Annotated in this window: 18 protein-coding genes; 6 read left to right on the top strand and 12 right to left on the bottom strand. The window is 66.0% G+C overall.

Annotated elements, in window-relative coordinates; genetic code table 11:
- Nucleotides 1–167 precede the first annotated feature (167 nt).
- The 4 genes from dnaG to AC1RQC_RS04920 form a co-directional block, all read right to left on the bottom strand.
- Nucleotides 168–1982 (bottom strand): DNA primase, encoded by a 1815-nt coding sequence (gene dnaG / locus AC1RQC_RS04935; protein ID WP_150984193.1) that lies wholly within the window; start codon nucleotides 1980–1982, stop codon nucleotides 168–170.
- Nucleotides 1983–2207: 225 nt separating this feature from the next.
- On the bottom strand, nucleotides 2208–2657 hold the full coding sequence (locus AC1RQC_RS04930) for a GatB/YqeY domain-containing protein (protein ID WP_492374005.1): 450 nt from the start codon (nucleotides 2655–2657) through the stop codon (nucleotides 2208–2210).
- 140 nt (nucleotides 2658–2797) lie between these two features.
- Entirely contained in the window at nucleotides 2798–3010 is a 213-nt protein-coding gene (rpsU, locus tag AC1RQC_RS04925) for a 30S ribosomal protein S21 (protein WP_043348281.1), read from the bottom strand.
- A 110-nt stretch (nucleotides 3011–3120) separates the two neighbouring features.
- Nucleotides 3121–4395 (bottom strand): BaiN/RdsA family NAD(P)/FAD-dependent oxidoreductase, encoded by a 1275-nt coding sequence (locus AC1RQC_RS04920; RefSeq protein WP_492882569.1) that lies wholly within the window; start codon nucleotides 4393–4395, stop codon nucleotides 3121–3123.
- Nucleotides 4396–4578: 183 nt separating this feature from the next.
- Here AC1RQC_RS04920 and tsaD point away from each other — a divergent pair, with 183 nt between their 5' ends.
- Nucleotides 4579–5619: a tRNA (adenosine(37)-N6)-threonylcarbamoyltransferase complex transferase subunit TsaD gene (tsaD, locus tag AC1RQC_RS04915; protein ID WP_492882568.1), complete on the top strand. Its 1041-nt coding sequence runs from the start codon at nucleotides 4579–4581 to the stop codon at nucleotides 5617–5619.
- A gap of 67 nt (nucleotides 5620–5686) precedes the next feature.
- Here the strand turns inward: tsaD and folE2 are convergent, their stop codons facing one another.
- The 4 genes from folE2 to AC1RQC_RS04895 all read right to left on the bottom strand — a co-directional run bounded on the left by folE2 (nucleotide 5687) and on the right by AC1RQC_RS04895 (nucleotide 9916).
- Nucleotides 5687–6490: a GTP cyclohydrolase FolE2 gene (gene folE2, locus AC1RQC_RS04910; protein ID WP_150984189.1), complete on the bottom strand. Its 804-nt coding sequence runs from the start codon at nucleotides 6488–6490 to the stop codon at nucleotides 5687–5689.
- A 248-nt stretch (nucleotides 6491–6738) separates the two neighbouring features.
- Complete coding sequence (dxs, locus tag AC1RQC_RS04905; protein WP_441634475.1) at nucleotides 6739–8649, bottom strand: 1-deoxy-D-xylulose-5-phosphate synthase; 1911 nt, start codon at nucleotides 8647–8649, stop codon at nucleotides 6739–6741.
- A 59-nt stretch (nucleotides 8650–8708) separates the two neighbouring features.
- Entirely contained in the window at nucleotides 8709–9629 is a 921-nt protein-coding gene (locus AC1RQC_RS04900) for a polyprenyl synthetase family protein (RefSeq protein ID WP_492814290.1), read from the bottom strand.
- Nucleotides 9626–9916: an exodeoxyribonuclease VII small subunit gene (locus AC1RQC_RS04895; protein WP_492814292.1), complete on the bottom strand. Its 291-nt coding sequence runs from the start codon at nucleotides 9914–9916 to the stop codon at nucleotides 9626–9628. Before AC1RQC_RS04895 ends, AC1RQC_RS04900 begins: the two co-directional genes overlap by 4 nt.
- A 359-nt stretch (nucleotides 9917–10275) precedes the next feature.
- Between AC1RQC_RS04895 and AC1RQC_RS04890 the strand changes: the two genes are divergently transcribed.
- The 3 genes from AC1RQC_RS04890 (at nucleotide 10276) to AC1RQC_RS04880 (ending at nucleotide 13503) form a co-directional block, all read left to right on the top strand.
- Nucleotides 10276–11379, top strand: a complete 1104-nt coding sequence (locus AC1RQC_RS04890) for an aromatic ring-hydroxylating oxygenase subunit alpha (protein ID WP_492882567.1) — start codon at nucleotides 10276–10278, stop codon at nucleotides 11377–11379.
- Between the two features lie 255 nt (nucleotides 11380–11634).
- On the top strand, nucleotides 11635–12555 hold the full coding sequence (locus tag AC1RQC_RS04885; protein WP_441634467.1) for a DMT family transporter: 921 nt from the start codon (nucleotides 11635–11637) through the stop codon (nucleotides 12553–12555).
- A 90-nt stretch (nucleotides 12556–12645) separates the two neighbouring features.
- The gene (locus tag AC1RQC_RS04880; RefSeq protein ID WP_492373999.1) at nucleotides 12646–13503 is read left to right on the top strand and encodes a sulfurtransferase; all 858 of its coding nucleotides are present in this window, start codon (nucleotides 12646–12648) and stop codon (nucleotides 13501–13503) included.
- 30 nt (nucleotides 13504–13533) lie between these two features.
- On the opposite strand, the gene AC1RQC_RS04875 is transcribed toward AC1RQC_RS04880, so the two are convergent.
- From AC1RQC_RS04875 to polA, 4 genes are all read right to left on the bottom strand, one after another.
- Complete coding sequence (locus tag AC1RQC_RS04875) at nucleotides 13534–14367, bottom strand: ZIP family metal transporter (protein WP_492374036.1); 834 nt, start codon at nucleotides 14365–14367, stop codon at nucleotides 13534–13536.
- A gap of 193 nt (nucleotides 14368–14560) precedes the next feature.
- Nucleotides 14561–15433: a dienelactone hydrolase family protein gene (locus AC1RQC_RS04870; protein WP_492373998.1), complete on the bottom strand. Its 873-nt coding sequence runs from the start codon at nucleotides 15431–15433 to the stop codon at nucleotides 14561–14563.
- A gap of 159 nt (nucleotides 15434–15592) precedes the next feature.
- On the bottom strand, nucleotides 15593–16921 hold the full coding sequence (locus AC1RQC_RS04865) for an NAD(P)/FAD-dependent oxidoreductase (protein WP_492373997.1): 1329 nt from the start codon (nucleotides 16919–16921) through the stop codon (nucleotides 15593–15595).
- Between the two features lie 199 nt (nucleotides 16922–17120).
- Nucleotides 17121–19934, bottom strand: a complete 2814-nt coding sequence (gene polA, locus AC1RQC_RS04860) for a DNA polymerase I (RefSeq protein ID WP_492373996.1) — start codon at nucleotides 19932–19934, stop codon at nucleotides 17121–17123.
- Nucleotides 19935–19938: 4 nt separating this feature from the next.
- Between polA and AC1RQC_RS04855 the strand changes: the two genes are divergently transcribed.
- A complete protein-coding gene (locus AC1RQC_RS04855) occupies nucleotides 19939–20877 on the top strand; it encodes an LOG family protein (protein WP_254615357.1) in 939 nt (312 codons plus the stop codon).
- Nucleotides 20878–21083: 206 nt separating this feature from the next.
- On the top strand, nucleotides 21084–21518 hold the full coding sequence (locus AC1RQC_RS04850; protein ID WP_492373995.1) for a hypothetical protein: 435 nt from the start codon (nucleotides 21084–21086) through the stop codon (nucleotides 21516–21518).
- The last annotated feature ends 148 nt before the right edge of the window (nucleotides 21519–21666 follow it).

Raw genomic sequence — 21666 nt, 5'->3', positions numbered from 1 at the left:
ATCCAAACCGGCTATTGTAGCACTAGCAATTAGCCGGCTTCCCAACAGGTGAGGTTTTCACCTGAAAAATCAAGGCTTAAGCGTAGCCATGCCGCGCCAAGCCCTCACTTATTTGTCACCACCCACCTTGCCCGACCTACCGGACGGTCAACCCGATTCAACCCAATTCAACCCAACTGCCGCCGGCGATTGATCTCGCTGACCAGCCATCGCATGCGGCTCTTGCCTTGCTCATCCGCAGTGCCCATGATCACCGACTGCTGGAGCATGTCGAGCTCGCGGCGCAACGGCCCCGCCAGCAGCTTGGCGATGGCGGTATCGAACTCCTGCTCGGCAGGTTCCTCATCGATCTCTTCACGCAGTACCGCGGCGCGCACATTGGCGTAGACCTCGGCGTACGGCGACTGTGCGAGATGCTCGCTAAAGGCCGCGAAGTTCACCTCGCCCTGCAACTCGTCGCACGCGGACACCAGGTGCGCCAGCACTTCGGCGTCGGCCTGCTCGTCTTCCAGCAGCAGTGCCCGGCTATCGGCGTCGAGCCGGCTCGACAGCTGCGGGTAGCGCATCAGCAACTGCAGCACCCGCTGCTCCAGCCCGGTGGGGGCCTGGCGCTTGGTGCGCGGCCGCGGCTGGGCAAAGCGTCCGACCCGCGCCGGGTCGCTCGCCAGCCCGCAGACGGCTTCGATTTCGGCCGGCGTGGTGCCGGTGGCATCGGCAAGCTCGCGCACGATCTGCAACCGCAGGCCGCCTGCAGGCATGGACTGCAGCAGCGGCTTGGCCTCGTACTGGGCGCGGGCGCGCCCCTCGGCCTGGCGCAGCTCCTGCCCCTCCGACACCACCTGCAGCAGGAAGCGCGACAGCGGCATGGCATCGCGCACCTGCGCGGCAAACGCGTCGGTGCCCTGCTCGCGCACATAGCTGTCCGGGTCGTGCTCGGCGGGCAGGAACAGGAAGCGGATGGTCTTGTTGTCCGCCACGTACGGCAGGCAGGCCTCCAGGGCCCGGCGCGCCGCGCGGCGCCCGGCCGCGTCGCCGTCAAACGAGAACACCACGGCATCGGTCTGGCGCAACAGCTTTTGCACATGCACTGCCGTGCAGGCCGTGCCCAGCGTGGCCACGGCGTTGGCAAAGCCCAGCTGAGCCAGGGCCACCACGTCCATATAACCTTCGACCACCAAAACATAGCCGGTTTCCCGGATCGCATGGCGGGCCTCGAACAGGCCATATAGCTCGGTGCCTTTGCTGAACAGGGGTGTTTCCGGCGAATTCAGGTACTTGGGCTCGCCCTGCCCCATCACCCGCCCGCCAAAGCCGATCACCTGGCCCTTGGTGCTGCGGATGGGAAACATGATGCGGTCCCGGAAGCGATCGTAGCGCCGCGGCTTGCCGTCGGCGTCGCGCTTCTCGGCGCTTTCGATCATCAGGCCGGCTTCCACCAGCGGCCCGGCGATCGCATCGTCGCGATAATTGCCGAACACCGACTCCAGCCCCTGCCAGTCGTCCGGGGCATAGCCCAGACCAAACTGCGCCGCGATCTCGCCGGTCAGGCCGCGGCTCTTGAGGTACTGGATCGCCTGCGGCGCGCTGCGCAATTGCTTGCGGTAGAACTCGGTCGCGCGGGTCATGGCATCGGACAGCGCCAGCGAGCGCGCCTGCACTTCGGCGCGCTGGGCCGGCGGCAGCCGGTCGCGCTCCTCGGGCACGGACAGGCCGACCGATTGCGCCAACTCGCGCACAGCATCGGGGTAGGATTGCCCCGAGTATTCCATCAGGAAGCCGATGGCCGAGCCATGCGCTGCGCAACCAAAGCAGTGATAGAACTGCTTGGTCGGCGAGACCGTGAACGACGGCGACTTCTCGTTGTGAAAGGGGCAGAGCCCCATGAAGTTGGCGCCGCCCTTCTTCAACTGCACGTACTTGCCCACCACATCGACTATGTCGACACGGTTGAGCAGGTCCTGAATGAAGGATTGCGGAATCACCCGGCTTGTCGTCCTATGGCCGAACTGCCCGTGGTACCGGGCAGCGGCGATATCTGGTTCATGAAGTGCGTGACCGGCACTGCGCTTTCCGGCCTCTTAACACTACATTGTAGTGCAGACGCAACGGATTGCAGCCAGCGCCGGCGAGGGGTGCCGGGCAAAAAGTGCCTTTAGCCGTACTCCGCGGCCTCCGGCCGCCAGGTGCCAGCTGGCGGCCCGCCCCGCTCAACGCGCCGCCAGCGCGGCCTTGACCAGACCGGAGACGGCGGTCATGTCGGCACGGCCGGCCAGTTTGGCCTTGAGCACGGCCATGACCTTGCCCATGTCCTGCGGGCCGGTGGCGCCGGTTTCCGTGACCGCGGCCTGCACTTCGGCGGCCACTTCCGCATCCGACAGGGCCGCCGGCATGTAGACCTTGAGCACTTCGATTTCCGCGCTTTCCTTGTCAGCCAGGTCGGTGCGGCCGGCCTGGGTGAACTGGGAGATGGAGTCTTTGCGCTGCTTGATCAGCTTCTCGATCACGGCCTGCACGGCGGTGTCGTCGAGCTCGATGCGCTCGTCCACTTCCCGTTGCTTGATGGCAGCCAGCAGCAGGCGGATGGTGCCGAGGCGCTCGGTCTCGCGGGCACGCATGGCGGCCTTCATGTCTTCAGTTACACGGGCTTTGAGGGACATCGCATTATTCCAGGAAAGTTTGGGCGGGATGGTGCCGGGATGGTGCCGGCAGGCGCAACGCCGGCCGTCGGGCCGCCAATGCAAAAACCCGCCGGAGCCTTGCCCACAGCGGGTTTTGATGCGGAACGCGAAGGGTACGCTCAGTACATCTTCTTCGGCAGCATCAGGCTGCGGATGCGCTTGTAGTGGCGCTTTTCGGCCGCGGCCTTCTTGCGCTTGCGCTCCGCCGTCGGCTTTTCGTAAAACTCGCGAGCCCGCAATTCAGTCAGCAAGCCGTTTTTCTCGATGGTGCGCTTGAAACGACGCATGGCAACTTCAAACGGCTCGTTTTCTTTAAGGTGGATCGTGGTCATTTTGCTGAAATAAGTAGCAGCTGTTAGCGGTTTTACGAAAGCTACAAGTGTAGCACAACCGCTGTCAAGCCCGTATGGCGGTTTTTTTGCCGCCATGCTGCTTACGACACTCAGGCTGTCCCCGCCGCCATGGCCCTTGCGCTCTCTGCCACGGCCTGCCCGGCGGCCACGCCGGATGCCCACGCCCACTGGAAGTTGTACCCGCCCAGCCACCCGGTGACGTCGACCACCTCGCCGATGAAATACAGGTTGGGCACGGTGCACGCCATCATGGTCGCCGACGACAGCGCGCGCGTGTCCACGCCGCCAAGCGTGACCTCGGCCTTGCGGTAGCCCTCGGTGCCTGCCGGCACCAGTTGCCAGCTGTTGAGCGCCGCGCCCAGCCGGCGCAGTGCCTTGTCCGGCATATCGTGCAGCGGCTGCGCGCCGTTCAGGCCCGCTGCCGCGCACCAGGCGTCGGCCAGACGCGCCGGCAGGCGCTCGGCGAGCAGGTTGGCCAGGTGCTTGCGGCTGCCACCCTTTTGCCCGAGCAGCCATTCACTGGCGTCGTTGCCGTCGAACAGGTCGATGGTGATCGGCGTGCCAGGGCGCCAGAAGCTGGAAATCTGCAGCACGGCCGGGCCGGACAGGCCGCGATGGGTCCACAGCAAGTCCTCGCGGAAAGCGCCGGCCGTCTTGCCGTTACCCGTCGCAATATCTACCTCCATCGACACGCCGGCCAGCGGCACGAACGGCGCCCAGCCCTGCCCGTCGAACGTCAGCGGCACCAGCGCCGGGCGCGTCTCGACAACGCCCAGCCCAAACTGGCGGGCGATGCGGTAGCCGATGTCGGTGGCGCCGATCTTCGGGATGGACAGGCCGCCCGTGGCCACCACCAGCGCGCCGGCACGCACCAGCCCGCTTGCCGTCATCAGCAGGAAATCGTCACCCTCGCGCCTGACTTCGTCCACGCCGCAGCCGGTGCGCCAGTGCACGTTGCCCGCGCCGCATTCGGCACGCAGCATCTCGATCACCTGCTCGGCGCTGTCGTTGCAGAAGAGTTGGCCGCGGTGCTTCTCGTGCCAGTCGATCTCATGCTTGCGCATCAGCGCGAGGAAATCCTGCGGCGTGTAGCGGGCCAGCGCGGAACGACAAAAGTGCTGATTAGCCGACAAGAAATTGGCCGGCCCCGCCTGCAGGTTGGTGAAATTGCAGCGCCCGCCACCGGAGATGCGGATTTTCTCCGCCACCTTGGTGGCGTGGTCGATCAGCACCACGCTGGCGCCACCCTGCCCCGCCACAGCGGCGCACATCATGCCGGCGGCCCCGGCGCCAAGCACCGCCACGTCGAAGCGCCCTGCGCGCGCGCCGGCCCGGCCGGTCTCTGTGGTCTGCTTGCTGCCCATGTCTGTCTTGCCCAATGAATGCCTGATTAGTGCCTGCGGAAGAAGCGGCGATTGTAGCGAAAAGCATGGCCAGCGCCGCTGTGCTACCCTGCTGGCCTAATGCCCGGCTGCCGGCCCGATGGTCGTCAGGCCGCTCCAACCCCTTGATTTGCCGGCCTCGCTGATGCCGGCCTTGCCTGCCCCATGCTTGTCCTCGGCATCGAATCCTCCTGCGACGAAACCGGCCTCGCGCTCTACGACACGCAAGCCGGCCTGCTCGCCCACGCCCTGCATTCGCAGATCGCCATGCACCGCGACTACGGCGGCGTCGTGCCTGAGCTCGCCTCGCGCGACCATATCCGCCGCGTGCTGCCGCTGTTGCAGCAGGTGCTCGACGAAGCCGGCCGCACCCGCGCCGACATCGATGCGATTGCCTTCACCCAAGGCCCCGGCCTGGCCGGCGCGCTGCTGGTGGGTGCATCGGTGGCCAACGCCCTGGGCTTCGCACTGAACGTGCCGATGCTGGGCGTGCACCATCTCGAAGGCCACTTGCTGTCGCCGCTGCTGACACCCAATCCGCCGCCATTCCCGTTCGTTGCCTTGCTGGTTTCGGGCGGGCACACGCAGCTGATGGAAGTGCGCGGCATCGGCGATTACGCCTTGCTGGGCGAGACCCTGGACGATGCCGCCGGCGAAGCGTTCGACAAGACCGCCAAGCTGCTCGGCCTGAGCTACCCGGGCGGCCCCGAAGTCTCGCGGCTGGCCGAGTTCGGCGTGCCCGGCACCTACGCCCTGCCGCGTCCGATGCTGCATTCGGGCACCCTCGATTTCTCCTTCGCCGGCCTGAAAACCGCCGTGCTCACGCAAACCCGCAAGCTGGGCAATGTGTGCGAGCAGGACCGGGCCAACCTGGCACGTTCCTTTGTCGATGCCATCGTCGACGTGCTGGCCGCCAAGTCGATGGCCGCCCTCAAGCAGACCGGGCACCGGCGCCTGGTGGTGGCCGGCGGCGTGGGCGCCAACCGGCAGCTGCGCGAGCGGCTGAACCAGCTTGGCGCGCAGAAGAAGATCGAGGTCTACTATCCGGACCTGGCCTTCTGCACGGACAACGGCGCCATGATCGCCTTCGCCGGCGCCATGCGGCTGCAAGCCGCGCCGGAGCTGGCCAAGCGCGACTACGGCTACGGCGTGACGCCGCGCTGGGAGCTGTCAGACATCCGGCTGCCGGAGCGCCCCGCCGCCTGAAGCGAACGCTTCGATGCAGTAAAAAAAGCCACCTTACGGTGGCTTTTTTTACTGCGGCACGGCGGGATTACTGCGCGCGCTTGTCGCGCTCGATCACGGCGTAGGCGCTGTGATTGTGGATGGACTCGAAGTTCTCGGCCTCCAGCACATAGGCCACGATGCGATCGTCCGCATTCAGGCGCATGGCGATATCGCGCACCAGGTCCTCGACGAACTTGGGGTTCTCGTAAGCGCGCTCGGTGACAAATTTCTCGTCCGGGCGCTTGAGCAGGCCCCACAACTCGCACGAGGCTTCTTCCTCGGCCATGCGCACCAGCGCCTCGACCGGCAGGTCGGCCGCCAGTTCGACGTTCATGGTGATGTGCGAGCGCTGGTTGTGCGCGCCGTACTGCGAGATCTTCTTCGAGCACGGGCACAGGCTGGTGACCGGAACCAGGGCTTTCAGGAAGACCTTGGTGGCGCCGTTGCGCACTTCGCCGATCAGCGTGACTTCATAGTCCATCAAGGATTGCACGCCGGATACCGGCGCGGTCTTGTTGATGAAATACGGGAAGGTCACTTCGATGCGGCCAGCCTCGGCTTCCAGCTTGACCAGCATCTTGTCGAGCAGCGTGCGGAAGCTCGCCAGTTCCAGCGGCTCGCGCTCTTCTTCCAGCAACGCGACGAAACGCGACATGTGCGTGCCCTTCTGGTCGGCAGGCAGGTGCACATCGAGATTGAAGGTGCCGACGGTGGCCAGTACGCCAGCCGGCGTCTTCAGCGACAGGGGGTAACGCACGCCCTTCACGCCAACCCGCTGGATGGGGATCTGGCGGGTATCGAGGCTCGACTGCACGTCGGGCATCACAAAGGCGGGATTGATGTCATTCATATCGATCAGGTTTCCTCTACGGTCGCGGCATTTTTCGCAGTCAACCTTGCCGCGCAACGAGTGTGAAACCGCGGGGATGGCAAAGCCGATGGCTTCCCGCAGCTGCGAACACAGAACCTGGGATTCTAAGGGAATTTGCCTTTGACTGCCCACGAGCGGGGCGATACCCGTACGGGATGCACGGGTGATGGCATCAGGAAACCATCAGGAAAACCGGCGCGCCCGCAAGCTGCGGGCGCGCCGTTGGCTCAGGCCGCGCGGGTGGCGACGGCAGGCTGGGCCAGGTTGAAGCGCTCACGCACCGATTGCTCGATGCCCTTGGCGTCCAGCCCGCACTGCGACAACAGGAAGGCCGGGTCGCCATGATCGACGAAGCGGTCGGGCAGGCCGAGCTGCAGCACCGGCATGGCGATGCCGGCGGCGGCCAGCGCTTCGAGCACCGCGCTGCCAGCGCCGCCCATCACGCAGCCTTCTTCGACGGTGACGAGGTAGTCATGCTCGCTCGCGAGCTTCTTCACCAGCGCCTCGTCAAGCGGCTTGACGAAGCGCATGTTGGCCACCGAGGCGTCGAGCGCCTCGGCCGCGCCCAGCGCCGGATGCAGCATCGAGCCGAACGCCAGGAAAGCCACGCGCTGGCCGGCGCGCGCCCCGCCCGTGCGGCGCATCTCGCCCTTGCCCACCGGCAGCGCGGTGAGCGCGGCCTCGGTCGCCACGCCCGTGCCGGCGCCGCGCGGGTAACGCACGGCGGTCGGGCAATCCTGCTGGTACGCGGTGGTCAGCAGCTGGCGGCATTCGTTCTCGTCGGCCGGCGTCATCACCATCATGTTGGGGATGCAACGCAGGAACGCGATATCGTAGGCACCAGCATGGGTAGCGCCGTCGGCGCCGACCAGGCCGGCGCGGTCGAGTGCGAACACCACCGGCAGATTCTGCAGCGCCACGTCGTGGATCAGCTGGTCATAGCCGCGCTGCAGGAACGTGGAGTAGATCGCCAGCACGGGCTTGAGGCCTTCACAGGCCAGCCCGCCGGCGAACGTCACGGCATGCTGCTCCGCGATGCCCACGTCGTAGTAGCGGCTGGGGAAGCGCTTCTCGAACTCGACCATGCCGGAGCCTTCGCGCATGGCCGGCGTCACCGCCACCAGCTTGGGATCGGCGGCGGCCATGTCGCACAGCCATTCGCCGAACACCTGCGTGTAGGTCTTGCGGGCGGGCTTGGTCGACGGGCGGATGCCTTCGGCCGGGTTGAACTTGCCGGGGCCGTGGTACAGGATCGGGTCGGCCTCGGCCAGCTTGTAGCCCTGGCCCTTCTTGGTGACCACGTGCAGGAACTGCGGGCCGCCGCCTTCGAGGGCGCGCTGGCGGATGTTCTGCAGCGTCGGCACCAGCGATTCGAGATCATGGCCGTCGATCGGGCCGATGTAGTTGAAGCCGAATTCCTCGAACAGCGTCGCCGGCACCATCATGCCCTTGGCATGTTCCTCGAAGCGCTTGGCGAACTCGAGCACCGGCGGGGCCACTGACAGCACGCGTTCAATGCCCTTCTTGGTGGCCGCGTAGAACTTGCCGCTCATCAACCGCGCGAGGTGGCTGTTGAGCGCGCCCACCGGCGGCGAGATCGACATGTCGTTGTCGTTGAGCACCACCAGCAGCGGCAGGTCCTTGTAGACACCGGCGTTGTTCATGGCCTCGAAGGCCATGCCGGCGGTCATCGCGCCGTCGCCGATCACGGCGATGGAAACGCGCTTCTCGCCCAGCGTGCGCGCACCCAGCGCCATGCCCAGCGCAGCCGAGATGGAGGTGGACGAATGCGCGGTGCCGAAGGTGTCGTACTCGCTTTCCGAGCGGCGCGGGAAGCCCGAGATGCCGCCCCACTGGCGCAGCGAATGCATGCGGTCGCGGCGACCGGTCAGGATCTTGTGCGGATAGCTTTGGTGCCCCACGTCCCAGACGACGCGGTCGTCCGGTGTATTGAACACATAGTGCAGGGCAATGGTCAGCTCGACCGTGCCCAGGTTGGACGACAGGTGGCCGCCGGTTTGCGACACCGATTCGAGCACGTAGGCGCGGAGTTCGTCGGCCAGCGTCTTGAGCTGGCGGCGGTCCAGCCTGCGAAGGGCTGCGGGGTCGTCAATAGTTTTGAGCAGTGCGTAGGTCATGATGTCCGTTCGGCGGCCGGATTCTTGTGCCCGGTTGTCAGTTTTTCCTGCGTATCCATTCAATTCGAGCGCAGCACGATAAGATCGGCCAGTTCGCCCAGGCGTCGGGCGCGCGCGCCGAACACCGCCAACGCTTCATGCGCCGTGGCCCGAAGCTGCTCCGCCAGCTGGCGTGCAGGTTCGAGCCCCATCAGCGACACGTAGGTCGGCTTGTCGTTTGCCGCGTCCTTGCCGGCGGTCTTGCCCAGCGTGGCGGTATCCGCGGTCACGTCGAGGATATCGTCCACCACCTGGAACGCCAGGCCCACGGCTGCGGCGTAGCGGTCAAGCGCGGCCAGGCCGGCTTCGTCCACGGCACCGCAGTAAGCGCCCATGCGCACGCTGGCGCGCAGCAACGCACCGGTCTTCATGCGGTGCATGCCCTCCAGTTCTTCCAGCGACATGGCCAGGCCGACATGCTGCAGGTCGATCGCCTGCCCGCCTGCCATGCCCACCGAGCCGGATGCCCGGGCCAGCTCCGCTACCAGGCGCAGGCGCGCGGCGGCGTCGAGCGAGGTCAGCAAGGCCGATTCGGCCAGCACCACGAAGGCCTGGGTCTGCAGCGCGTCGCCTACCAGCAGCGCCGTCGCTTCATCATAGGCCTTGTGCACGGTGGGACGGCCACGACGCAAATCGTCATCGTCCATGCAGGGCATATCGTCATGCACCAGCGAGTACGCGTGGATCATCTCCACCGCGCTGGCTGCCGCGTCGCAGGCCTCGGGTGCGGCGCCCGCTACTTCACCGGCCGCGTGCACCAGCAAGGGGCGAACCCGCTTGCCACCGCCGAGCACAGCATACCGCATGGCTTCGTGCAGCGTGCAAGGCACTGTCTCCACAGCCGGCAGCCCGGCGTCGAGCGCGGCCTCGGTCCTGGCGCCTGTGGCGCGCATCCACCCGGCGAAATCGCCGGCTTCGGTAGCTTGTTGCGATTCACTCATTCCAGGTCTCCAGCATCGGCGGCCATGGGCTTGAGCACATCGCCGTCCAGCACTTTAACCTGTTGTTCCACGCGTTCGAGCATCTGCTGGCAGTACCTGACCAGTTCGGCCCCGCGCTTGTACGCGGCCAAAGAATCTTCCAGTGGCAAGGCGCCGCCCTCCATGCTGGCTACCAGCGCCTCCAGTTCGGCCATGGCGGCCTCGTAGGAGGCGGGCGGCGCGGAGGCGGACCGCTGGTCGGTCGCGGCCGGATCGGTCTGGGCCGGGGAGCTCGTAGTCTTTGGCATTGCGGACATTGAATCTGGGGAAGCTGGGATTTTACGCCAAAGCGGGGCATTGCCCGCATCCCATGCAACAGGGGGCATCGACATGCGTTGCCGGAAAGTGACTTGTGCGCTTGGGTCGTCTTTCCGAATGCGCCCCGAACGACACCTCCATGACGACCCGGGTCGACTTTTTCGCTAAAAAGGCTAAATAATCAGTCCCTTAACTTTTTCGCTCGGGTACAATCCGCGGTTCGTCAGCGCGATCTCCATCTTTCGACCCGGAAGCGGGCCACGGCGCGGCTGACTGTCTTTCCCAAATCGATTTCTTTTTCGATGGTTGGGTTGTTCACTGCTTTCGCCTGTCATAGGGAGTGGGGATAATGTCCAATCTCAGCACCGCGCTGAAACTGGTGCCGGCTGATACGCAGTTGCCCGTGAACGTCTACATCGACGAGGCACTGTATCAACAAGAACTGGAACTGCTGTTCAAGAAGGGCCCGGGCTATGTCGGCCACGAACTGATGATCCCCGAAACGGGCGATTTTCAGGCGCTGGCCGCCGAGGACGAGGGCCGCATCCTGGTACGGAATGCCGACGGGATCGAGCTCATGTCCAATGTCTGCCGCCATCGGCAGGCCATCATGCTCAATGGCCGCGGCAATGCGAAGAACATTGTCTGCCCCTTGCACCGCTGGACCTACGACCTGAAGGGCGAACTGCTCGGCGCGCCGCATTTCGCCGAGCGTCCGTGCGTCCACCTGAACCGCTCGCCGCTACAGAACTGGAACGGCCTGCTGTTCGAGGGGCAGCGCGACGTTCGCGCCGACCTGGCCCGCCTGGGCGTGGCCGAAGACCTGAACTTCGAAGGCTACCTGCTCGACCACGTCGAGATCCACGAGTGCAACTACAACTGGAAGACCTTTATCGAGGTCTATCTGGAGGACTACCACGTCGTGCCGTTCCACCCGGGCCTCGGGAGCTTTGTCTCCTGCGACGACCTGAGCTGGGAGTTCGGCGACTGGCACAGCGTCCAGACGGTCGGGTTGCACGCGGGCCTGAAGCGCCCGGGCAGCCCTACGTACCAGAAGTGGCATGAGGCCGTGCTGCGCTTCAACAACGGCGTGCTGCCCAAGTACGGCGCGATCTGGCTCACCTACTACCCCAACATCATGGTGGAGTGGTATCCGAACGTGCTGGTGGTCTCCACCCTGCACCCGCTCGGGCCGAACAAGACGCGCAACGTCGTGGAGTTCTACTACCCCGAGGAAATCGCGCTGTTCGAGCGCGAGTTCGTCGAGGCCGAGCGCGCCGCTTACATGGAAACCTGCGTCGAGGACGACGAGATCGCAGAGCGCATGGATGCCGGGCGCCGGGCGCTGGCCAAACGCGGCGTCAGTGAGACGGGTCCATACCAGTCGCCCATGGAAGACGGTATGCAGCACTTTCATGAATGGTATCGCCGCGCCATGTCCTTCACGGACTGACCCGCCAGCCAAGTCCCAGCGAGCCGCGGCATCGACAGCGCAGCGCAGACGCAAGCAAAACGGACCGCCCATGCGGTCCGTTTTGCCTTTGGTGCGGTGCACACTCGCTGATACAATCGCCGCTTCCGGTGTGCGTCCGGCGTCTCGCCGCCTGCCCTGCCCGCCATTCGCCCCATGCGGAGCCTTTCGCGATTCGGATCCCCGCCCCCGCCAGGACCCGCTTCGCGCGCTGTCCATTCTTCCTTTCGCCCCACCATGCAATCGCTCTGGATGCTGTTCGCCGCCTTCGCCTTCTCTTTAATGGGGGTGGGCGTCAAGCTGGCATCCGAGATCTATGCCACGGGCGAGATCGTGTTCTACCGCAGCCTGATCGGCGTGATCATCATGTGGACGGTGCTGGCTTCGTCGGGCACCTCGGTGCGTACGCCGCACATGGCCATGCATATCAAGCGCAGCTTGTTCGGCGTGACCGCCCTGCTGCTGTGGTTCACCTCGATCACCATGCTGCCGCTGGCCACGGCGATGACCCTGAATTACATGTCGCCGGTCTGGATCGCGCTGATCCTGGGCGCCGGCGCAGCCTTGACCGGCACCGGCGGCGCGGACCGCAAGCTGATCGGCGCCATCCTGATGTCGTTCGGCGGCGTAATCTGCCTGTTGCAGCCTTCTGTCGGCCATAACCAGCTCACCGGCGGCCTGATCGGCCTGATCTCCGGCATGTTCACCGCGCTGGCCTATGTCGAGGTGCGCCAGCTCGGCCAGCTGGGCGAGCCCGAAGGCCGCATCGTGTTCTATTTCTCGGCAGTCGGGATGGTGGTCGGCCTGGCCTGGATGCTGTACACCGGCCCGAGCACCCACACCTGGCGCGGCGCGGGCCTGCTGCTGGCGATCGGCATCCTGGCCACGCTCGGCCAGACCGCGATGACGCGCGCCTACAAACGCGGCAACACGCTGCTCACCGCCAACCTGCAATACGCCGGCATCGTGTTCTCCAGCCTATGGGGCATGATTGTCTGGCGCGACCAGCTCAACTGGCTGTCCTGGGTCGGCATGGCGCTGATCATCGCCAGCGGCATCGCCACCACGCTGACCCGGGCGCGCGAAGGCTCCAACCGGCAGCCAACCGCCGATACCCCGGTCAAGTCGGCCGAGGCGGAAGTGCACCCCGAGGTGTAGCATCGGGGGTGGCGGACCGTGCTCACCCCGCCCTCTCACCGCGCCTGCCCGTGCCGTTGCGGCGCAACGATCCCAACCCAAGGTTACGCCATGTTCACCACCCTGATCTCCAGCCAGGACCTGCGCGCGCTGCGCGAAGACGGCAGCCGCCACAGCGTCGTGATCGACTGCAGTTTCGACCTGGCCAACCCGGCCGCCGGACGCGAGGCCTATCACGTGGGCCACCTGCCCGGCGCCTTCTACCTGCACCTGGACAACGAACTGTCCGGCGAGAAAACCGGCACCAACGGCCGGCACCCGTTGCCGGACCCGAACACGCTGACCGCGCGCCTGCGCGTGCTGGGCGTTAGCGAAGACACCCAGCTCATTGCCTACGACGCGCAGGGCGGCATGTACGCGGCGCGCGCCTGGTGGCTGCTGCGCTGGCTGGGCCACGGCGCCGTGGCCGTGCTGGATGGCGGCAAGAATGCGTGGGTGGCGGCGGGCCTGCCGCTCGAGGCAGGCAACACGCCGGAGCCCGAAACCCCGGGCAACCTGACGCGCAAGGCGGCGCTGGTGGCCACGGTGGACGCCGACGCCGTGCTGGCGAACCTGGCAAACCCGGCCCGGCTGGTGGTGGACGCCCGTGCGGCAGACCGCTTCCGTGGCGAGAATGAAACGCTGGACCCCGTGGGTGGGCATATCCCGGGCGCGGCCAACCGCTTCTTCAAGGACAACCTGGGAGAAAACGGCAGTTTCAAGCCGGCTAGCGCGTTGCGCCAGGAGTTCGGGCAAGTGCTGGGCAGCAAGCCGGCCAGCGAGGCGATCATGCAGTGCGGCTCGGGCGTGACCGCCTGCCACAACCTGCTGGCACTGGAAGTAGCCGGCATGCCGGGCGCCGCGCTCTATCCGGGCTCGTGGAGCGAGTGGTGCGCCGACCCGGCGCGGCCAGTAGCAAGCGGGGCCTGATGGCGAGCGGCGCAAGCCGCCAGGGCCAGCTTACCTGGCGGCAGCCGCCACGCCATGTGCATGGCCATGACCATGGTCATGCGCTTCGTGCACGCCATTGGTGATGAAGAAGATGGCGCAGATCCCGGTGGCGACCAGCACGACCTGGATGATCGATTCGCGCCAGCGCGGCTTGCGCTGCATCTGCGGCATCAGGTCGCTTACGGCGATATAGACGAAGCTGCTTGAAGCAATCACCAGCACGTAGGGAATCCAGCCGCTCATCTGGTCGAGCAGGTAGTACCCCACCACGCCGCCGGCGATGGCCGCCAGGCTGGACAGCAGGTTAAAGGCAAAGGCGCGCGCCTTCGAGAACCCCGCGTTGAGCAGCACGATGAAATCGCCCACCTCCTGCGGGATCTCGTGCGCGGCGATGGCCAGCGCGGTGACCAGGCCAATATGCGGATCCGCCAGGAAGGCCGCGGCAATCACGATGCCGTCGGCGAAATTGTGGAAGGTGTCGCCCACCAGGATGGTCATGCCGCTACGGCCGGCTTCCTCTCGGTCATGGCCGTGGTGATGGTGGTGCCCATCGCCCTCGTGATGATGCGAGTGGCGCAGCAGCGCGACTTTTTCCAGCAGGAAGAAGCCAAGCAGGCCGGCCAGCAAGGTACCGAACAAGGCACGCGGATCGGCGCCGGACTCGAACGCCTCGGGCAGGGAATGCAGCAGCGCCGTGGCCAGAAGCACCCCTACCGAAAAGCTCACCATGCGCTCGACCACGCGGGAAGCCACGGTCAGCGACAACAGCGCCGCGCCAAAGATACTGCCCACCCCCGAGATGGTGGCTGCAAGCAGGATGTAGACAAGCGTGGAATCGATGATGGGCTCCCGGGATCGGCTTTTCCGTTCTTAGGGAGCAGCATCGATCTCAAACGCAACACGGTTGCAAGAAACGAAGCCCGCATTGTACGTAGGTTGCAGCCGGTTTTGCAAATCCCGTGGCACAAGCCGCTCCTGGCTACGGGCGCGGCAGCGCCGCACCCTGCTGCAAATGCGCGCCAGGGCGTGCCGCGCCTCAAACCCCGTGCTGCTTGAACCAGGCCAGGCAACGCTGCCAGCCGTCCTTGGCATCCGCTTCCCGGTAACTTGGGCGGTAGTCCGCGTTGAAGGCATGGCCGGATTCCGGGTAGACCACGAACGTGGAAGCCTTGGCAAAGGGGTCGCTTGATGCCGCCAGCGCCGCCTTCATCTTCTCGACCTGTTCCTGCGTGATGCCGGTGTCCTTGCCGCCGTAGAGGCCCAGCACCGGCACCTTGAGCTGGCCGGCCAGGTCGATCGGGTTGCGCGGCTTGATCGGGGTCGGCTCGCCCACCAGCTGGCCATACCAGGCCACGCCTGCCTTCACCTGCTGGCTGTGCGCGGCGTACAGCCAGGTAATGCGCCCGCCCCAGCAGAAGCCGGTAATGGCCAGGCGGCTGGTGTTGCCGCCGTTGGCCTTGGCCCAGGCCGTCGCCGCGTCGAGGTCTCCCATCACTTGTTCATCAGGGACCTTGGAGATCAGCTTCGCCTGCAGTTCCTGGATGGTGCCGAAGCTGCTTGGGTCGCCCTGGCGCGCGAACAGCTCCGGCGCGATGGCGAGGTAGCCCAGCTTGGCAAAGCGCCGGCAGATGTCGGCGATGTGCTCATGTACGCCGAAGATCTCGCTCACCACCAGCACCACCGGCAGGTTGGTCTTGCCTTCCGGCTGGGCGCGGTACGCCGGCATGTTGAAGCCGCCCGAGGGAATCGTCACCTCGCCGGCGGCAAGGCCTGCGAAATCGGTCTTGATGGCCTGTGCCATCACAGGCAAGGCTGCTGCGGCAAAGGCCGAACCCAGCGCCGTCTTGACGAACGCGCGGCGGTCATAGGACTGGCTGGGTACGAGGCTGTCGACTTCTGGCTTCAGCATGCGGTCTCCTGTCTGACATGGATGGCGAATCTGGATGGACAACGCACGGCGCGGCACCGCCGCCGTGGCGAGATCCGATTCTAAGCAAACATGGAGTCCAGCGCACGCGGCCGGCAAGCGGGGCGATTCGCAGTGCGATTCGCCCTGCGCCGGCGCGTGTCAGTGCAGCTTGACGCGCGGGCTGGTCTTGCTGCGCAGCCAGTGGGTCACGGTATCCAGCCCCATGCCCACGGCGCCGTGCAACGCCATGACGTGCATGCGGTACAGGGAGCTGTACATCACGCGCGCCATCAACCCTTCGATAAACATGGAGCCGCCGATCAGGCCGCCCATCAGGCTGCCGACCGCGCTGAAATGCCCCAGCGACACCAGCGAGCCCAGGTCCTTGAACCCAAAAGACGGCAGCGGCTTGCCGTCCAGGCGCGCGCGCAGCGCGCCGTAGAGGAACGTGGCCTGCTGGTGCGCGGCCTGGGCGCGCGGCGGCACGGCGCCCTGCTTCTCGGGCCAGGGGCAACTGGCGCAGTCGCCAAAGGCAAAGATATCGGGATCGATCTCGCTTTGCAGCGTGGGCTTGACGATGATCTGGCCCATGCGGCTGACCGGCAGGCCCAGGGTGGAAAGCACCGCCGGCGCGGTAATGCCGGCGGCCCACACCGTCAGGTCGGCGTCGATGCGCTTGCCGCTGGCGGTCAGCACCGCATCCTCGGTGACTTCGGTCACGCGCTCGGCGGTGAGGACTTCGATATCGAGCTTGTGCAGCAGCTTGGTGGTTTCGGTGGACACGCGCTCGGACAGCGCGGGCAGGATGCGCGGGCCGGCCTCGACCACGTGGATGCGCACATCGCGGCGCGGATCAAGCTGATGCAGCCCATAGGCGCTGAGCACGTGCGCGGTATTACGCAACTCGGCAGAGAGCTCGACACCGGTGGCGCCGGCACCGATGATGGCAACATCCACGCGCGGGCGGCCATCCTCGCCGATGCGCCCGCGCCCGTTCTGGGCGCGCACGCAGGCCGAGATCAGCTTGCGGCGGAAGCGCTCCGCCTGGTCCACGGTATCGAGCGCGATGGCGTTCTCGGCGGCGCCGGGCACGCCGAAGAAATGCGTGACGCAGCCAATCGCCAGCACCAGGGTGTCATAGGAAAGATCGCGTGCGGGCAAGAGCTCCGTGCCGTCGAGATCGACACAGGCCGCCACCGAGATCGTCTTGCGATCCCGGTCGATGCCGGTCAGCTCGCCTTGCTGGAATTCGAAATGATGCCAGCGGGCCTGCGCCACGTATTCGAGTTGATGGGTGTGGGGATCCATGCTGCCGGCGGCAACTTCATGCAGCAGCGGTTTCCAGATATGCGTGGGGGAGCGGTCGACCAGTACCACCTGCGCGGCCCCGCCCTTGCCGAGCTTGTCGCCCAGCCGCGTGACCAGCTCCAGCCCGCCTGCTCCTCCTCCGACTACGATGATGCGATGCGCCCTTCCCTCTGTGCTCATGATCTACCCAGTGTCGTCGATATTCTTTTGCGGGGCCTGACGCGAGCCAGTGACCTCGGCTTTTCATCAGTCTGCTGCACAGCAGCACAACTGGCAAGACGCCATTCACCGATTCAGCGGTCGCTTCAATCGAAACCAGGATGCAGGAATACCGGGACGGGTGCAATCCCGGGGCGGCCCCGAAGGCCGCCCCGCGCGCTTAGTGGGCCTCCTCCCAGTTGCTGCCGGCGCCAACCTCGGCCACCAGCGGCACACGCAGTTCAGCCACGTTGCACATCAGTTCCGGCAACTTCACCTTGACCAGTTCCAGCTCGGCCTGCGGCACTTCCAGCACCAGTTCATCGTGCACCTGCATGACCTGGCGCGTGCCCAGGCCATCGCGTTCCAGCCAGTCCTGCACCGCGATCATCGACAGCTTGATCAGGTCGGCGGCAGTACCCTGCATCGGCGCGTTGATGGCGGCGCGCTCGGCGCCCTGGCGGCGCGGGCCGTTACCGCCATTGATGTCCGGCAGCCACAGGCGGCGCCCGAACACGGTCTCGACGAAGCCCTGCTCGCGCGCGGTCTGGCGCGTTTCTTCCATGTACCGCGCCACGCCGGGATAGCGCATGAAATAGCGGTCGATGTAGTGCTTAGCAGCCTCGCGCTCGATGCCGAGGTTGCCGGCCAGGCCGAAGGCGCTCATGCCGTAGATCAGGCCGAAGTTGATGACCTTGGCATAGCGGCGCTGCTCGCTGCTGACGGCATCCGGCGCCACGCCGAAGATCTCCGCGGCGGTGGCGCGGTGCACGTCCTCGCCCTCGGCGAACGAGCGCATCAGGTTCTCGTCGCCAGAGATATGGGCCATGATGCGCAACTCGATCTGCGAGTAGTCGGCCGACACGATCACGTTGCCCGGCCCGGCGATAAAGGCCTCGCGGATGCGCCGGCCTTCCTCGGTGCGCACCGGGATGTTCTGCAGGTTGGGCTCGGTGGAAGCCAGCCGGCCGGTCACCGCCGTGGTCTGCCCGTAGCTGGTATGCACGCGGCCGGTGGCCGGGTTGACCATCTTCGGCAGCTTGTCGGTGTAGGTGGACTTGAGCTTGGACAGGCCGCGATAGTCCAGCAGCAGCTTGGGCAGCGGGTAATCCTCGGCCAGCTTCTGCAACACCTCTTCGTCGGTGGATGGCGCGCCGCTGGCGGTCTTCTTGACCACCGGCAGCTTCATCTGGCCGAACAGGATCTCGCCGATCTGCTTGGGCGAGCCCAGGTTGAAAGGCTGGCCCGCGGCCTCGTACGCGGCCTGCTCCAGCGTCAGCATGCGCTGGCCGAGCTGCGTGCTTTGCGCGCCCAGGCGCTCGGCGTCGATCAGCACGCCGTTGCGCTCGATCTTCTGCAGCACCACCGAGACCGGCATCTCGATCTTTTCGTAGACGTAATGCACCCCCGGCAACGCCTCGACCTGCGGGTACATGTTGCAATGCAGGCGCAGCGTGACGTCGGCATCCTCGGCCGCGTACTCGGTGGCGCGCGCGATGTCGATCTGGTCAAAGCCGATCTGGCTCGCGCCCTTGCCGCACACTTCCTCGTAGCTGATGGTCTTCAGGCCAAGCAGGCGCTCGGCCAGGCTGTCCATGCCATGGTTGCGGTGGGACGCCAGCACGTAGCTCTGCAGCATGGTGTCGTGCACGATGCCGCGCAGGCTGACGCCGTGATTGGCAAAGACATGGGAATCGTACTTCAGGTTCTGGCCGACCTTGCCGCGCGACGGGTCTTCGAGCCAGGCGCGCATGCGTGCCAGCACGGCCTCGCGCGTGAGCTGGCCATTGGCTTCCAGGCCCACCACGTCCGGGCCGCGGTGCGCCACCGGGATATAGCAGGCTTCGCCTGGCTCGATCGACAGCGAGATGCCGACCAGCTGGGCCTGCAGCGGGTCCAGCGAAGTGGTCTCGGTATCGATGGACACCAGCGGCGCGGTTTCGATGCGCCGCATCCAGGCCTCCAGCGCCGCCTCGGTGGCCACGGTTTCGTAGCGGATCTGGGCCGGGGCCGGGGCGCTGTCGAACAGGCCGCCCTGGGCCGGACCCGGGTCGGCTCCCGCCGCGGCGGCGCCGGCCGCGGGCGGCGCCGCGCTTGCGCGTGCCTGGGCGCGCGGGTTGGGCAGGCTTTCGCCGGTGGCCTCGCGCAGCCAGGTCTTGAATCCATAGCGCGCAAAGAAGTCAATCAGCTTGTCCTTGTCCTCGCTGCCACCCTCAAGCTGGTGGAAGTCGGCCAGCGAGCTCGTCAGGTCGCAATCGGTCTTGACCGTCACCAGCTCGCGCGCCTTGGGCAGCCACGCCAGTGTGTTGCGCAGGTTCTCGCCCACCACGCCCTTGATGCCGGGGGCATTGGCCATGACATCGTCGAGCGTGCCGTACTCGGTCAGCCATTTGACCGCGGTCTTGGGGCCCACCTTGGGCACGCCGGGCACGTTGTCCACGGCGTCGCCAATCAGCGAGAGATAGTCGACGATGCGCACCGGCGGCACGCCGAACTTGGCGGCCACGCCGGGCGGGTCGAGGATTTCCCCGCTCATGGTATTGACCAGCGTGACGTGGTCGTCGACCAGTTGCGCCAGGTCCTTGTCACCGGTGGAGACCACCGTGCGCATGCCTTCGGCGGTGGCCCGGCGCGCCAGCGTGCCGATCACGTCGTCCGCCTCCACGCCTTCCACCACCACGATGGGCCAGCCCAGCGCGCGCACCGCTTCGTGGATCGGCTCGATCTGCTTGGCGAGGTCCTCGGGCATCGACGGGCGATGCTCCTTGTAGGCCGGATACAGGTCGTCGCGGAAGGTCTTACCCTTGGCGTCGAACACGCAGGCGCTATACTCTGCCGGGAAATCGCTGCGCAGCTTGCGCAGCATATTGATCATGCCGTAGATTGCCCCTGTGGGCAGGCCCTCACCGTTCCTCAGGTCCGGCAGAGCGTGATACGCACGATACAGATAGCTCGACCCATCGACGAGCAAGAGTGTTTTTGGACTATCCGACATTCCCATGGACTCAAAATTGACTGGTGCCGCCGCAGGCGGTGCGAACGCCGCCCCCCCTTCCGACGCAGCCGGCGCCGATAACCCGGCGGCAGCCCTCAAGCAGGCCGCGCAAGGCAGTATTACCACCGCGGCCGATATGGATGTGAACGTGACGGTCAGCGCCGCTGCCGATGGCCCGGGAGATACGTCTCCCGCCGCCGGCATCCGCGCCAACCCACGCAAGATGATTCCCAGCCTGCGTGCGCTGGCCGACGAAGACCGCGCGACAGCAAAGAAGGCGCGCGCTTCGTGGCAAATGTTCACGATTATGGCAGAGTTCATCGAGGCGACCGAGTACCTTTCGGAGATCCGCCCGGCGGTATCGATCTACGGTAGCGCGCGCCTGCGCGAGGATTCGCCTTACTACCAGCGCACCATCGAGATCGCCCGCCTGTTCTCCGACGCCGGCTTCGCGGTGATCTCGGGCGGCGGCCCGGGCATCATGGAGGCGGCCAACAAGGGCGCCCACGCGGGCAAGTCAGCCAGCGTGGGCCTGAACATCGAGCTTCCGCACGAGCAGCAAGGCAATCCCTACCAGGACATCGCCATGCGCTTTCGCCACTTCTTCACGCGCAAGGTCACCTTCGTCAAGAATTCGGACGCCTTTATCGTGATGCCGGGCGGTTTCGGCACGCTGGATGAGCTGGCCGAAGTGCTGACGCTGGTGCAGACCGGCAAGTCCCGCGCCGTGCCGGTGGTGCTGTTCGGCAGCCGCTTCTGGAAGGGCCTGCTTGACTGGTTCCGCTTCACCCTGCTGCCGATGGGCCTGATCGCCGAGCATGACCTCGACCTGATGAAGATCGTGGACGAGCCGCACGAAGTGCTCGAAGCGGTATATGAGTACTACGAGCAGCGCGGTGGCGACAACCCGATCCCGCCCAAGGAAGAGATGTTCTACCTGTAAGCCAGGTAGAACAGGCCCGCCAGGCTGCTTCCGCGCGCGCCGCCCGCCCCGCAAAGGTGCCCGCAGGGTCACCGCAAGGGGCCCGGCGCGGGCAGGAATTGCTAGAATGGAAGCCTGACACACTGCCAAAGCCCGGCGCCGCCGGGCTGCAGCGCCATTTGTGGCGCAGCATGCCCCCGGCCTGCTGCGCCGCGCAGGAGCCTTCAATGACCTCCCCCTCACTCCTGGCCACCGCCCGCGCGCAAGCGCCGGAGCCGCTTGGAGCCCCCCGTCCGGCCGCCCTGCGCGCGCTGGCTTTTGCAGCATTGGTGGCGCTTGGCGCCCCGGCCGCGGTGATGGCGCAGCCGGCCGAGCAGGCAGGCGGCGCGCTGACCCAGCAAGAGCTGAACCAGATCAACAACCGGCCGATCACCTCGCCGGCCAAGACCCAGCTGAACCAGCCGCGCGAACCGAGCTTCCAGCTCAATGAGCGGGATGGCACCCAGATCCGGGAATACAAGAACAAAGGCCAGGCCACCGATATCGAGGTCAAGTCCGGCATGGGCACCAAATACCAGATGAGCAAGCCGGAAGACAGCTCGCCGAAGATCCGGGACCACGACACGAACCGCGTACCATCGGTCAAAGTGCTGCAATTCTGAGCGTCGGCGTGCCGGGTTTTAGCACCCCGGCTCCCGGGTCCTGGTTTTCGCTTCTGCTACTTGTTTTCTGTTTTCCGATTTCACACGACCCCGCCAGATGATCACGGCGGGGCCGCGCCGGCGCTTCCGGCATCCATGCCGCGAAAGC

This window comes from Cupriavidus sp. GW822-FHT03E04 (assembly GCF_058801495.1).
The sequence above is the reverse complement of the archived record's forward strand: the minus strand, read 5'-3'. Positions and strand labels throughout refer to the sequence as shown.

Excerpts from the sequence above, each read along its gene's own strand:
- AC1RQC_RS04890 (WP_492882567.1), top strand. The coding sequence starts at position 10,276 with ATGTCCAATCTCAGCACCGCGCTGAAACTGGTGCCGGCTGATACGCAG.
- AC1RQC_RS04895 (WP_492814292.1), bottom strand. The coding sequence starts at position 9,916 with ATGCCAAAGACTACGAGCTCCCCGGCCCAGACCGATCCGGCCGCGACC.
- AC1RQC_RS04930 (WP_492374005.1), bottom strand. The coding sequence starts at position 2,657 with ATGTCCCTCAAAGCCCGTGTAACTGAAGACATGAAGGCCGCCATGCGT.
- AC1RQC_RS04865 (WP_492373997.1), bottom strand. The coding sequence starts at position 16,921 with ATGAGCACAGAGGGAAGGGCGCATCGCATCATCGTAGTCGGAGGAGGA.
- AC1RQC_RS04850 (WP_492373995.1), top strand. The coding sequence starts at position 21,084 with ATGACCTCCCCCTCACTCCTGGCCACCGCCCGCGCGCAAGCGCCGGAG.
- dxs (WP_441634475.1), bottom strand. The coding sequence starts at position 8,649 with ATGACCTACGCACTGCTCAAAACTATTGACGACCCCGCAGCCCTTCGC.
- AC1RQC_RS04870 (WP_492373998.1), bottom strand. The coding sequence starts at position 15,433 with ATGCTGAAGCCAGAAGTCGACAGCCTCGTACCCAGCCAGTCCTATGAC.
- AC1RQC_RS04880 (WP_492373999.1), top strand. The coding sequence starts at position 12,646 with ATGTTCACCACCCTGATCTCCAGCCAGGACCTGCGCGCGCTGCGCGAA.
- folE2 (WP_150984189.1), bottom strand. The coding sequence starts at position 6,490 with ATGAATGACATCAATCCCGCCTTTGTGATGCCCGACGTGCAGTCGAGC.
- AC1RQC_RS04900 (WP_492814290.1), bottom strand. The coding sequence starts at position 9,629 with ATGAGTGAATCGCAACAAGCTACCGAAGCCGGCGATTTCGCCGGGTGG.
- AC1RQC_RS04855 (WP_254615357.1), top strand. The coding sequence starts at position 19,939 with ATGGACTCAAAATTGACTGGTGCCGCCGCAGGCGGTGCGAACGCCGCC.
- rpsU (WP_043348281.1), bottom strand. The coding sequence starts at position 3,010 with ATGACCACGATCCACCTTAAAGAAAACGAGCCGTTTGAAGTTGCCATG.
- AC1RQC_RS04885 (WP_441634467.1), top strand. The coding sequence starts at position 11,635 with ATGCAATCGCTCTGGATGCTGTTCGCCGCCTTCGCCTTCTCTTTAATG.
- tsaD (WP_492882568.1), top strand. The coding sequence starts at position 4,579 with ATGCTTGTCCTCGGCATCGAATCCTCCTGCGACGAAACCGGCCTCGCG.
- AC1RQC_RS04920 (WP_492882569.1), bottom strand. The coding sequence starts at position 4,395 with ATGGGCAGCAAGCAGACCACAGAGACCGGCCGGGCCGGCGCGCGCGCA.
- polA (WP_492373996.1), bottom strand. The coding sequence starts at position 19,934 with ATGTCGGATAGTCCAAAAACACTCTTGCTCGTCGATGGGTCGAGCTAT.